This is a genomic window from Nitrobacter sp. 62-23, from assembly GCF_001897285.1.
GTDB lineage: Bacteria > Pseudomonadota > Alphaproteobacteria > Rhizobiales > Xanthobacteraceae > Nitrobacter.
The window spans coordinates 1-13419 of record NZ_MKSM01000108.1 but is presented as its reverse complement, the minus strand read 5'-3'; the positions used below and the strand labels follow the sequence as shown (position 1 = coordinate 13419).

Here is a 13419-nt window from a genome sequence, read left to right as displayed (position 1 = left end):
CTCAGGCTGGCGTCCGCCGAGACATTGCCGGCGGCATCGGTCTGATGCACCAGCACGCTCTTCGGCCCGTCACCGGTCAGCGTGAAGCTGTTGCCGCTGCCGGCGACGAACGCACCGCCGTTGACCGCGTACTCCCAGCTCGTGCCGGCTTCGAGGCCGGAGACGTTGACCGTGCCGACATTGGTGACGCCATCGCCCGCAAGGCCGCTGTCGGTCGCAAGTGCCAGGCTAATGGCTCCCGCCTCGCCGATAATGAGGTCCGGGAACGTGACGTAAGCGCCGAACAGATTCGCCGGCGCGCCGTTGGCGCTGTCGACGACATGAGCAAGATAATCACCGATGTCATCGCCGGTGATTTGCAGGGGCACCCCGGTCGGCGCGTCATCGCCAACCGCCACCATGAAGACCAGCTTATCCGGGCCGGAGAGCGAGACCTGATAGGTGGCCTCCCCGATATTCGTATACAGGAGAAATGGAAAACCGGACGTATCGACCGTCACCGGGCGGCTCATGGTGAGGGTCAGAACGTAGCTGTCGGCAACGTCGCCGTCGCCCGGCTTGAACTCGGCCGTCACATTGGTGACCACGGGATGCGGTCCATCGACCTGGATGGCTACATAACCCCACGAGGATTCCACACCGTCGGAAGCCTCATAGGAAAAGTCGTCCGGACCGACATAATTCGTATCGGGCGTATAACTGAACGACCCGTCAGCATTGATCGTGACCGTCCCATGCTGGGTAGATTGGGTGATCGGCACGGCGGTCAGCGTATCGCCGTCGGGGTCGAGGTCATTGGCAAGAACGCCGGACGCGGCATCGACGGTCAGGGTGTGATCGGTCGCGACGGTATAGGAGTCAGGTAGAACGCGCCCCGAATAATTCAAGAACGGCCCAGCCGCGTCGCCGGCCCGGTAGACTTCCGCCGTCACGGCATCGTCCAGCGCCTGGCCTGTGAAATGATCGACCGCATCGGATAATTTCGAGGGGTCGGCTGCGGCGAGTTTGATCGCGGCAGCGGCATCGCCTTGCGCAACCTTGGCCACGGCGTCGAATACGAACCCGCTTGTTTGCGCGGTGGTCGAATTGAACGCCACGATCACGCTGGCGAGACCGCCGACGACCGAGGCATCGAGCGACGTGCCGTCCAAAGACAGCGTGGCATTGATCACGGCGGTGATCGCCGGCAGGCTGGAGAAGTCGAACGCACCGGCGCCAACCGACGACGCAAGCGCCTTGAACGCAGCGTCATAAGCGCTGCCGAATTCACCGGGATGAGCGCCCTCGATCGCAGACGCAATCAGATCCACCGTATTGGCTATGCAAATACCGGTCATTTCGGGTTGGGAGTTCCCGATGAGCAGGTCCTGAAGGATCGGATCCTGATTGGCGATATCCGAGGCGGGATCGATACCGAGATTGCTCAGAATTGTTTGCTGGGGATTGGCGACACCATTCTCGGTTGCGAGTTCGACGAGAGTTGTCAGCGGCGTGATGTAGTTGTAGCCGGCAGGCGCCAGCAAGCGCCCGCCGAAGGCCAGACCGGTTCCGACATCCGTGCCGCCGGTTACGACCAGTGGCCCGGCGGCCCCGGTGGGGAGGGTAAAGCCACCGCCTATATCGGTCGTGGCGAAAGCCTCGCTCGCATCCTGCACCCCGTTGTGGTTGGCGTCCGCAAAGACCGTCGCGCCGCTGATGTACCCATCGGCAACCTTGGCCTTCGTACGGAAATAGCCGGCCTCGATACGCCAACCACCGAATGAAAGATATTCGACGTCGTCGGCGACGATGTCGGTGCCGTCAGGCGAGCCGGCACGCAGATCGGCGACTGTAAAAACCCCCAGCGTCGAATCGAAGGAAACTTCGTAATCCGTGACGTAGCTGCTGTAGTATGCCGTATCGATGCCGTCACCGCCGAAGAGATGATCGTCACCGCCGCCGCCCTCGAGCGAATCGTCGCCATGGCTCCCAATGAGAGTGTCATTCCCAAGGCCGCCGTAGAAAACAACACCCGGTCCGGTATGCGCCACGGCTGACAGATAGTCCCGTCCGTCGCCGCCGAACAGAATATTGTTCGCTCCGCTGCCGGTCAGATACAGATCGTCGTCGCCGTCGCCGCCGGACAGGGCATTGTTCGTTCCGCTGCCGCCCAGATGCAGCTCATCGTCGCCGTCCTCACCTTCCAGATAATTGTTGCTACCCGCTTCGACAAAAAAATCATCATCGCCGACCCCGCCGATCAGATTGTTGTTGTCGCCACTGATGATATGCAGCGTATCGTCGCCGTCGCCACCATAGAGCCAATTGCTGTCACCCGTGGCGGTCAGCGTATCGTCCCCGGCCTCGCCCCACGCGGTGCCGTTGTCGCCTTGCAGCGTGACGTGATCGTCCCCGGCCTGACCATGCAGTTGATCTGCGCCGCCGCCGCCGATGATATAGTCGTCGCCGTAACCGCCATAGATCTCGTTTGCGCCGGCATCGCCCGTGAGATTGTCGTGATAGGAACTGCCGATGACGTTCTCGATGGAAACGAGAATGTCGCCTTCCGCGTGCCCGCCGTTCTGCGACCCGGCGCGCGTCAGGTCGATATCAACGCCAGAGAGCGAGCGGCTGTAGTCGACCGTATCGGTACCGTCGCCGCCGTCCAGGACGTCGGCGCCGAGGCCGGGAATGAATGTATCGTCGCCGCCGAGGCCATAGAGGCGGTCGGCGCCCGGGCCGCCACGCATCACATCGTCGCCGTCCGTCCCGGGCTTGGTGAAGCCCGTCAGCGTGTGATCGTCGAAGATCACCGTGTCAAAGCCGGGCGCGCGATAGTTGTATCCCGTGAAGCCGCCATTCGTCCACGTGATCTCGATCCGGCCATCTGCCAGTTCGTCGACGGTGGCGCCTGCATAAAGTCCACTGTCGAGGGAGAAGCGCGGAATGAAACCGGTGCCGGCCGACAGTTCGACCGGTTCCGTCTTGCCGACGATCTCCGCCCACAAGGTGTAGTTGTAGTTGCTTCCTTCGATTGGAAGTTTCCACAGGCGCAGATAGTCGCCGTTCGAAAGATGCACGTACTGTCCATCGACTGGCGTATTCGTACCCGCGATCGGATCGTGCACGACCCTGGACCGATAGGGATCGTAATAGTTGATCTGCTGCTGTTCATCGAAAAAGCCGGTAGCGGGGAAAGCCTGCTCGCCGCCCGCGAAGCCGCCGGTGTCCGACAGCACCTGGCGGTAGACAACGTCATCCGCGATGCCCGTCGCCTGGGTGGGATCGACGTCGGCATACCATTCGACAATCAGTTCGCCGCTGGTGGAGGCGCCCGCGAATGTGAGATTGAAATTATATCCGAGGGATGCGGCGTCGAAAATCGCGGGCGTGGTGTTGACCTGAAACGCAGGGCCGAGGGGCGTAGCGTCGCTGTCGAAGAAACGCGCGCGGATGACCGGCGGCGGTGTATTCGGATCGCTGGACTGGCCAAAATAGTCCTCCCATACGACGGCAAAATTACCGTTGGGAAGCCCGACGACGTCGAAGGCCGCCCCGCTGTTCGTGGCGGCGACCGTGAATGTGCCCGTCTCGATTCCAATGTCGTTAAAGCGGTGGGCGATGATGGTGTTCGCCGCCGCATCCACGGAACTGGACTGGACAATGGCAAAGCCGCCGTCGGCCAGCGGCGCTGTCCGTTCTGTAAACGTATAATTCGGATTGTAGGGATTCGTGACGCTCGTGAACCACGCAGGAACGGGGTTTTCGGTTTCCTCGCTGAATTTCATCAGCGCGGGATCGAGTTGCGCGATCGTGAAATTCTCGAGGCGCAGCGTGTCGCTCACGCCGCCAACGCTCGGATCGTCCGCGAAATTGATGAGAACGTCACTGCCTTGTTGCGTCGCGTGCTCGATGACATCGACGAAGCTGTGCGCCCATTTCAAATTGGTGAAGTCGAGCGTGTCTTCCGACGGATTGTAATCGGTAATGACGGTGGTGCGATAATGCGTGCTGTAGACGAACGTGTCGGCCCCGGCGCCGCCGGTCAGCGTGTCCGGGACGGAGGCGTTTCCCCCGCCATCCAGCGCGCCGCCGCCGTCGATGTGGTCGTCGCCCTTTCCGCCATCCAGCACGTCTCCGGCGGCATCGCCGAACAGGAAGTCATCGTCATCGCCACCGCTAAGGGTGTCGTAGCCAAGACTACCATGCAGGATGTCCTTGCCGGTTCCACCATCCAAAACATCGTTTCCGTCACCGCCGAAGAGTTGATCGTCGCCGTCGCCGCCGGAGAGGTGATTGTCGGCACTATTGCCCGTAATGGTGTCCTTGCCATCTCCGCCGATCGCATTCTCGATCGTCACCCCGAAGGCGATGGCGATGTTGTCGATCAGACCGCCGACATCCGAATAGGCGCTGGGATTCAGGTCGATGCGTTGCGTAAAGTTGCCGGTGAAGGAGGCGTCCAGCGTATCGTTGCCGCCGCCATCCCAAATCGTGAACACCACTTTTGGAGTGATGCTGAAGTCGTAATAGGCCCAGCCAGCGGTGGAGTGGAAACCGTAGGTCGTATCGCCGGCGCGCGTCGTCATGTCGGCGCCGTACTTGTCCTGAATCGCCAGGATGTCGTAGACCATCGGCGTTGAGGGGTAGATGATGAGGGAGCCGGGCGTGAGATCGCCCGGCGGAGTCCCGTCCTGGGTCCAGCCCTTGCCGGTCTCGTAGCCGAAATAGGACATGATCGTGTATTGACGATTGTCCTGAGCGAACACTGCACTGTCTTCGTAGCTGAGCGGGGTGTCCTGACTGGCATCATACGGGCCGGGATGCGACAGTCCGAGCGCATGGCCGATCTCGTGCAGCATCGTGATGAAGCCATAATTCACGAAGCTGATGGTTGCATCCTGCTGATCGGAAAATGCAGCCGGATCGGCGCTGAACCAGATCGCCTCGTGCTCGATCTCCGTGTCGTCAAGGAGATTGAGAGTTGGAGACGCGTATGTCCCATTGCCGTTCGTCGACATGGAATAGGCAAATGTGATATCCGCGTCATCGGGGTCGCCCGTCACCTGGGTGAACGTCAGATTGGCGATTTCGCCCCATTCGGCAAACGCTTCCGTGACGAAGGCCTGCAGCTTGTTGCTCATTGGAACAAAGCCGTCCTCCTCGTCGTGGTCGCCCTCGATTATGGTGTTGTAAGTGCCGAGGAAGAAGCTGATGTCATGGTCGTCCCAACTGCGCGGGTCGTCACCCACCTCGTCCCAAGTCGTCGTGATCGCGTGTTCGATCTGGAAGGTATCGTAAATGGGCTTGACCATGAGCGTTACCCCTGAAAATTAAGCGGTTCTCCGCCGCGCTTGAAAAAATATAGACTCGGAATCAAAAATAGACCCGGAAACAGCCCGCTTGCCTTGCATGCTCCTGAACCCGGATAATACCGGCGCGGAGCCGTCGCCACAGAACGCATTGGCGTTCTGTCCGGCGACCGTTGCAGGGTTGCCCATCCTTGCCTTTTTCTAATCGCGCAACATCACCCCCAGGGGTGATGCCGCGCGGACAATGGACCGGCGAAACTCTCTATTTTCCATGGCAGTCTGCGTGCCGCCAATCTATTGTCCGTTCCGGTGCTCAACGGGCAGGCGAACATGGACAGTGTCGATATCACGTTGATTCAGCTGATCGGCGCCATCTACGACGCCGTCATCGAACCCGAGAAATGGTACGACGCGCTGGACCGGATACGGCAGCACTTCCGCCTGCACAATGTCATAATGGCCCTGAACGATATACACGCCCGAACGGCATCGCCTTCTGTCCTGGTCAATATCCCCGACCATTGGGCAGCGGCGATGGCCAAGCCGGAATATAACGCGGCGCTTATCGACATGCTCGGAGGTCGGAAGAGCATTGAAAGCATGCCGCTCGAGGAACCAATCAACACCTTGAGCGTGGCCAATCAGCAGACGCTGGAATCCAACAAGTACTTCATCGACCTTACCGCGCCGGAGGGACTGATCGACTGCGTTGGCATTTTTCTGACCCGGGACCGCTTCCGCCTCGGCAACGTTGGCCTGGGTCGGCATCGGGACGAGGGACCCATCACCGAGGACGTCTTCGCGGGGCTCCGCGTCATCGCCCCGCATCTTCGGCGTGCTGCATTGATCACAGGCATCCTCGATGAGGAACGCAGGCAGCGCACGATGTTCGAGGCGGTCGTCAACGCGGTGCGGTCGAGCGTGGTCATTGTCGATCGTCGCGCGAACATCGTACACGCCAACATTGCCGCTCGCGAGGCGATGGCGAACAGCAATCCCCTGGTCGATCGCGTGGGCCGGCTGGACATCAAAGGCGAGGTCGTGCCCGGCGGGCTCGCCGCGGCAATCCTCGCCGCTGCGGAGGGTGACGGTTCGCTCGGGCGGCGCGGCATCGCCATCCCCGGCGCGCGAGCCGACGGCGAGCCATTCGTGGTGCACGTGCTCCCGCTGAGCGGCCGCTCCGTGCGCTCCGGAGTTCCCGGCGAAGCAGTCGCGGCGGTGTTCGTCGCCGAGCGCGGCGATGACCCGAAATACGTTCTGGACGCGGCGGCCATGCTCTACAACTTGTCGCCGGCGGAGACGCGAATTTTCGAGCTCACGATCGATGGCCGAGACAGCGAAGAGATCGCCCGGACCCTCTCAATCTCACCAAACACGCTGAAATCCCACACGCGGCACTTGCTCGAAAAGACCGGGCAACAGCGTCGGGCCGACCTGCTCCGCCTCGCAGCTTCCCTCGGGCCCGCTGTGAAGTACGGTTAAGTTCGTACAAGTCGATCGTCCCGACGGGATCTCTTGCCGTTGGTGTCAGTTTCGCCAGATTGGTTGCGTCGCGGCGTAAGCCCCGGATAGCGCCAACTGTCGAGGCCGATCGGAAGCGCGAAGGATCATCGATCGTTTGCAAAGATCGGTCTTTGTGGACGGATTTTGAAGACGCATGTCGCGGACCTTGCGAATATGACATCGCGGGCTTACCGCTTGCCGCGTGGTCGCATTTCAGCGATGCCGACCCAGAGCGCATTCGGCTCTATGCTGACCTGAAGAGTGTTTGCGTGGCCGTCTGGTGTTGGTCGAGTGTTTCCCGCAGCGCGGAGGTTCGCGAGGCAGCCGAATACCACTTGCATCGGGTCAAGCAATTAAGCTTCTGACCGACCACAACAAGGTCTGCTTCGGGTCGGAAGCTGACATCGCTGTTCTTCAAGATATCGGGCTGTCGTGCAGAATCGGCGGCTTACTATCTCATCTGGTAGAATGCGGTGATCGGCGGTAATTTAGGGGGCAATCGGCAGTGGGTTGGCGGAGAGAGTGACCGCCTCCGCCTAACTTACGGAAAACCGGAGAGAACCGTTAGCGGACGAAAAGCATTAAGGTTACCGCAGGATATGGCTTATTTGATCACCAGAGCCTGCCGCTCTAAACCGGTAAGAACCGGCCGCTGAACCGGGGGTCAATAACACCTTCACATCCTAATTTGATCCGATTCCATCGGCATATCTTTGATTCTGCTCGCGCTAAAACCCAGAAATCGGGGTGATCCGCTAAAATCACGTAGAGCAGGCTGATTCACTCCGATTCATCAGTGAAGCCTTTAGGCCGATCACTGAGACCCCTTGGGCACACGCAGGCTGATGCTCATGCCCGATCGTGCCGACGCAACATGGATCCTCGACTTCGTCTCCGACACCTTCACTGACGCATTATCAGCTCATGGATAAAATCGCGAAATCAGTGATGATCCATGATTATGCCGAGCATTCGATCAGCGCGACACGGGTAGCGTATGAACCAACTTCCTCGGCGTTTCAAGAAACTGCGTAACAGACGTGAACTCATCAAAATCGATAAGACGCTGCATTACGTGAAAAAGCGCAAATAGGAGAGGAGGGGGTCCACTTCGTGTATATTATCACACGGCCTTGGGCGCATATCTGGATTCCCTTCCTCAAAACCCGCTATCCGGATATGGCAGAGCCATTTTTCATCATAGTTCAGTGAATGCCATCGACGGGTTTTCACTGATCTTCGGGCTTTTCGAACTATCCATCTTCAGTGAAACCAAACTCGGTGAATTTTTAAATAACCCATTGTGCCATGACCCTCTTGGTTCAGCGCAATCCGTGCTGAGATGGCAGACATCGGAAGATCGAGCGCAATGTGGTACGCACGCGCTGTCCAGCAGGATCTCATGGAGCTGTACCCCAAGGACCGCGACCGAATACCAGATTCGCGGGTGCTCAAGACGGCTGCTGGCGATCCCGCTGACGACGAAACAAAACCGGAGATCGAGGCCGTCTGAACAGATTACCGAGCAGCCGGTTCAGCCAGACCAAAACGATTATCCGCTAACGACAGCGGGGAGGTTTTTACAACACTATTGCTCAACAAGCTCGACGCGACGATTCTTCTCACGCCCATCTTCCGTTCGATTTGTAGCCACTGGCGCTAATGGCCCAAGACCGCGGGTTATTATACGTGCTGCGGAAATCTCGTGATCTTTTGTTAAAACAATTGCTACGGCAGTAGCCCGCTTGCCTGACAACTTGATATTATATTCAAACTCACCCTTGCCATCCGTGTGGCCGATGATGAATATCTTGAGTGTAGGATTCGACTTCAGAAGGGCCGCCATCTCTGCAATTTGAGATTTTGACTCGAGCTTGAGTTCAGCTCTATCGAAATCAAAAGGAATACTATGAAAGACTGCGCGCCCATCAGCGGCGAGTTTTGTTTTCAATCTCCCTCGCTTGCAGCACCTCCATGCGCCGCTCCATCAACTTCGGCTCGACCACTTCTATCAACGTCGATACGCGCTCTTTGAGCATCTCTGAATAAGTTCCCATCGTGCCGCCTTTGTTGAGAGCGGCGTAGACCGAAGCCCGTGTGGGACAATCAGGGCATCTTCAGAAAGATGACCGCGGAACACCGCTTACCCTCATCCGCTGGTCGGTTCAGGAAATCCGCAGAATAGCGCAGCGGCTCGCACGAAACGAATTCGACCTGGCTATGTATCGCATGGTCGCTGTGGCGACGCGCTCACCAAGCCGTCGCTCAAAAGGCTCACATCAAACAAAAATTACGACTGTAATGTTAGGCGATTCCATCACCTCATCAACGTGGATGAGGTTTTCGGCACACACAGCCAGTTCAGCCCCCGCTCCGGCGCTTTTCTGGCGCCACACCAGGGGCGGGCAATTCTCCGGGAATGTAATTCGGGAGTCGGCCTGCCGGGAAAATCGCGAGCATGGCAATGCCCGCCATAATAAGCAGACCAATCTTCAACGCACGCAGGCGTGCTTCCGTGTTGACGCGCACTGCTTCTGCCACCTGAGCTGGCGTAGCCGTGGTGTTGGCCATCACGCTCTGCAGCCGGTCGTTACTGATGAAGTTGATGCTATCGAGATCAATTTGCGCCTGAATTTCAGGCGTCAGCTTTGGACTCGCAGCGATGCTGCCGAGGACGACCGCACTCAGTAGGCCGACAAGAAGTGCCCCCGACACAGCCGTACCGACCGCCGCGGCTAGATTGTTAGTAGTGCCACGCAGCGAACCGACGTCGCCAGCGAGCTCTTTCGGCGAGGCGGTGACCAGCACGTTGAACAGCAGGGTGACCAGCGCGCCCTGCCCGATGCCGAACAGGACAAGGCCGAAAAGGACGGGGACCGCGCTCCAGTCGTTGCGCACGACAAAGGCGAGCCACAGCAGCCCGGCTGTGCAAAGAATGAAACCATAACGGCCGATCTGCTGGGGGCTAAATCTGCCATAGAGCTTCACGATCAGCATCGCGGTGAAGAACACCGTGAGGTTGAACGGCATCATGGCGATCGCGGTGGCAATAGGCGAGCGACCCTGCACGATCTGGATGTAGAGTGGCACCGAGAAATTGAGCATCGCTTCCAGCGCGACGACGCAGAACATTGCATAGACCGCGGCCCGTTCTTGCGGCGATTCGATCACCTCCAGCGCAAGAAGCGGCGTCTTTCCTGCCTCCTGGCGCCTGCGCGTCCACATCAGAAAGATCTGGCCGAGTACGATGCCCACCACGATCATGACCGGCGCGGGCGACACGCCAAGGAGATTGAACGGCGCGTTCGGTGTCGCCAGTCCCAAGCCCCAACGATTGAGGTTGTTAAAGCCGAAACTGATGAGAATGATGGCGGTGGCCGCCAGAAGAACGCCGGCCATGTCGATCTTCACTTCCGGACGCCCTTCTCCGGACTTGAGACGGAAGCTCAGAAAAAAAACAATGGCAGAAACAGCGATCAGGATCCCGAACGCCGGACGCCAGCCGATGAATGTCCCCAGAACGCCGCCGATCACGAACGCCAGCACGCCGGCCGCGGCACGCGCAGAACCCAGCGCGCCCACCGCTGTTGCCTGCTGACGCCCACTGTAGTTTTCGGCGATCAGCGCCACCAGCGCCGGCACGATCACGGCACCGGCCGCGCCGCACAGCGCCTGGGCCGCGATCATCAGATTGGCCGTGGGACTAAACGTCATCAACGCCGACGCGGCGCAGAACACAACAACGGCGGCGCGGAAGACGGGCGCTGCCCCGTAGCGTTGCACGAGTTTGGCACCGAGCATGACGAAGCCCGCAACCAGCATCGAATAGGCCACGATGCCGGTGGCGACGGTCGTAGGTGGAACGCCGAAGCTTTTCACCATGCCGCCCAGCGCGACCGGCAAGGACGCGACGTTGAAGGACATGATCATCTGACCGAGCGCGATGGCTATCATCGGCACCCATGATGCCTTTGTTTCTATCGCTGGGCTATTTGCGGTCGCAGATACCGTTGTCATGCCGTGGTCTTCCCCTGAGTTGAAGAATTTCCCAGATTTGGTCTCGATCGGTTCCGTCCGAATCCGGATGAGCTCAAACCTCGGATTTTGACACGAACAGATCCATGCCCAACCTCTGCGATAAGTACTTTGCGACGAGCTGCCCCTTGACGCTGTTGCCCGCCGCGTCGAGTGGAGGAGCAAATGTGCCAAGCCCACCCTTGCCCGGAGACACGGTGACGATTCCGCCGCCAATTCCGCTCTTGCCGGGCAAGCCGATGTCGTAGAGCCAGTCGCCCGAAGTCTCGTACAAGCCCGCGGTTGTCATCACAGCCAATGCATAGTGGCAGACGGACGGATCGACGACACGCTCTCTGGTAACGGGATTTACCCCACCATCAGCTAGCGTTGCCCCCATCACGGCGAGGTCTTTTGCGCTGACATTCAGCGAGCATTGCCGTGTATACAAATCCACTGCCTCCATCGGATCGCAATAGATACTATTTACGCTGAGCAGGAATTGCGCGATGCTTCTGTTGCGGAAATTGGTTTCCGAGGCGGATTTGAGGACCTCCTCATTCATCGGCAGCTTGCGCCCCGCAAATTTGGACAGGCCGTCGTGGATGAACTTCCATTTTGCATCGACGGTCGCGCCAGGCACCAGACTGGTGGTGGCGATTGCGCCGGCGTTGACCATCGGATTTGTGCGTCCGTTGGAGCTGCGCTCGATGCTAGCGACCGAGTTGAACGCATATCCGGTGGCGTTCGCGCCAAGCTTCTCGCGCGCCAGCGCTGCGCCAATCGCCTGACAAACCAGAGCGAACACGAATGGCTTGGATACGCTCATGATTGAAAATTCGTACTCTGCTTCGCCGACGGAATAAACCCCACCGTTGGTGCCGACCACGCAGATGCCGAACAACCCGCTCGGCACCTCGGCTAACGCCGGATAGACTTGCGAATTCTTGCCGTCGGTATTTGATTTGTATCGCGCATGCACCTCATCGACCAACCTGACGATTACCTCCGCAGGAGGTAATTGGCCGGTCGACACATACGGATAGTCAGAAATATCGTCGGCGCTCGCTTGCGTATTCATGGCTCGCTCCAGGCACTGTTGCTCTTTTTACGACTATTCGGATCGAGATGTGAATGCCGGACAGTGGCGAGAGGCACGATTCATAATGGTCTCCGACAGGTTCGTCGTCAAACGTCACGGATGAACGCAATCGCCCTGCGTTCATATTGGTTCCATATTGGTCAAGTGTATCTTCGTCGCCAAGTGGTCGGGGATGTCCCGATCGCTATTGAACTACGTCCGGGCCGACGTTGGCGGAATGAATGTTACGTATCCCTCGTGACGTGGGCAACTGGTTTGATCGTCATGCGATTGTGGTGAGCTTGAAGAGCCGCTCGTAGTACCGATAGTTGTTTGTGCGTCTTCAATCGTCGGAAGCCCTTGTTGGCCTCGATCATGCCGGCCGCGACCCATCGCAAGGCCATACCGGAATCCCGCTAGCGTTTGACGTTGCGGGTGACGCGGCGAATTGTACCTATCATGTTCTCCGCGATGTTGGTAACCGGTATGAGATTCTTGGTGCTGATGTCCGGCTGCGGTTTCGTGATCGCGGCGTATGGTGCGACCATCCGAGACAGAGGCACCGGGAGCACGAAGTGCGGGCAGGCCGACCTTGCACGTTGAGCTGCGAGCTCGTGTTAGTAGATGGCCGCCTCTGCGACTCGCCCGGTTGCGCTGAGAGCGCGGATCCGTAGTTGTCGTGTCGCCCACTGCTCCCCCTCTGATTATCGAGAGGAGACAGGAATGCGACGTGTAATCGGAATTGATACCCACCGTACCTTTGGGGAAGTAGTAATCTGCGGGTGGCGTAGCGGATTGTGTTGGAATTCGGGGCGCGGCCTCCGGTAGGTTGAGATTATCGTTTCATGATAGACCGAGGCGATAGCGCATCGGCCGCCTGTGTGCGCCGTTGGCTAAGTACGTAGGGCCTTGCTCTTCCATTCCGCCGTCTTGCCGTCACCAGCGTCGAGGCGCGCTCGTGGCACCGCGATCTCGGTCGCACCGAACGTTCCGGTTCAATGTACGCGTCCGGCGACCGTGGCGGTGGCCGGCAGCACCGGCGGCCTCATCATCGCGCTCGACCGGATGCCGCCCATAACGCGGACGGGCAAGCACCGCATCCAACTCCGTCTCCAGCATCGTCTCAATGAAGTCGCGCACCCGCTCGCGCAGGCCGGCTTCGATCGGGTCGAACCAATCGTCGAAAAGATAGGGGGTAGCCTCAGCCCCACGATGATCGATATCGGCATTCAAAGTAGTTATGGTCACGGCGTGGTCTCCTGTCCGACGCTCCAACGTCGGATGATTCGAGGTTGATCACCCCGGAGACTACGCCAACTTCAACGCGTTGGGCATCTCCCGCTCGGGCTTCCATGCCTGGCTGAATCGGTCGCCGAGCGCCAGATCCCGCAGCGACGAAGCGACCGGCGAGCGTATCAGGGCCAGCTTCATCAGCAGCGATCGAACCTATGGGGCCCGTCGGGTCTGGCGGGACCTGCTTGCCGCGGGCATTGATTGCGGTCTGCATCGGGTCGAGCGCCTGATGCGCCT

General features: G+C 59.2%; 7 protein-coding genes and 4 pseudogenes. 3 read left to right on the top strand and 8 right to left on the bottom strand.

Annotated elements, in window-relative coordinates; genetic code table 11:
- The coding region (locus tag BGO16_RS11345; RefSeq protein WP_292618813.1) for a M10 family metallopeptidase C-terminal domain-containing protein at positions 1 to 5294 on the bottom strand (5294 nt) is incomplete at its 3' end.
- A 348-nt stretch (positions 5295 to 5642) separates the two neighbouring features.
- On the opposite strand from BGO16_RS11345, the gene BGO16_RS11340 reads away from it, so the two are divergent.
- On the top strand, positions 5643 to 6773 hold the full coding sequence (locus BGO16_RS11340) for a LuxR family transcriptional regulator (protein WP_292618812.1): 1131 nt from the start codon (positions 5643 to 5645) through the stop codon (positions 6771 to 6773).
- On the opposite strand, the pseudogene BGO16_RS11335 reads toward BGO16_RS11340, so the two are convergent.
- Positions 6773 to 6909, bottom strand: a pseudogene (locus BGO16_RS11335) (transposase); the annotation flags it as partial. The gene BGO16_RS11340 and the pseudogene BGO16_RS11335 overlap by 1 nt on opposite strands.
- Before the next feature lie 1254 nt (positions 6910 to 8163).
- On the opposite strand from BGO16_RS11335, the gene BGO16_RS11330 reads away from it, so the two are divergent.
- Positions 8164 to 8307: a hypothetical protein gene (locus BGO16_RS11330; protein ID WP_292618811.1), complete on the top strand. Its 144-nt coding sequence runs from the start codon at positions 8164 to 8166 to the stop codon at positions 8305 to 8307.
- A gap of 75 nt (positions 8308 to 8382) precedes the next feature.
- On the opposite strand, the gene BGO16_RS11325 is transcribed toward BGO16_RS11330, so the two are convergent.
- The 6 genes and pseudogenes from BGO16_RS11325 to BGO16_RS11300 form a co-directional block, all read right to left on the bottom strand.
- Positions 8383 to 8745: an OmpA family protein gene (locus tag BGO16_RS11325; protein ID WP_292618810.1), complete on the bottom strand. Its 363-nt coding sequence runs from the start codon at positions 8743 to 8745 to the stop codon at positions 8383 to 8385.
- Positions 8723 to 8851, bottom strand: coding sequence for a hypothetical protein (locus tag BGO16_RS11320; RefSeq protein WP_292618809.1), 129 nt, complete (start codon positions 8849 to 8851; stop codon positions 8723 to 8725). The genes BGO16_RS11325 and BGO16_RS11320 overlap by 23 nt, the downstream gene beginning before the upstream one ends.
- 304 nt (positions 8852 to 9155) lie before the next feature.
- Positions 9156 to 10748: an MFS transporter gene (locus BGO16_RS11315; RefSeq protein WP_292618808.1), complete on the bottom strand. Its 1593-nt coding sequence runs from the start codon at positions 10746 to 10748 to the stop codon at positions 9156 to 9158.
- Positions 10749 to 10884: 136 nt separating this feature from the next.
- Complete coding sequence (gene glsA / locus BGO16_RS11310) at positions 10885 to 11889, bottom strand: glutaminase A (protein WP_292618807.1); 1005 nt, start codon at positions 11887 to 11889, stop codon at positions 10885 to 10887.
- 245 nt (positions 11890 to 12134) lie between these two features.
- Positions 12135 to 12368 (bottom strand): annotated as a pseudogene (locus BGO16_RS11305) (IS256 family transposase); the annotation flags it as partial.
- A 383-nt stretch (positions 12369 to 12751) separates the two neighbouring features.
- Positions 12752 to 13137 (bottom strand): annotated as a pseudogene (locus tag BGO16_RS11300) (IS256 family transposase); the annotation flags it as partial.
- A 73-nt stretch (positions 13138 to 13210) separates the two neighbouring features.
- Between BGO16_RS11300 and BGO16_RS11295 the strand changes: the two are divergent.
- Positions 13211 to 13419: pseudogene (locus BGO16_RS11295) on the top strand (IS3 family transposase); the annotation flags it as partial.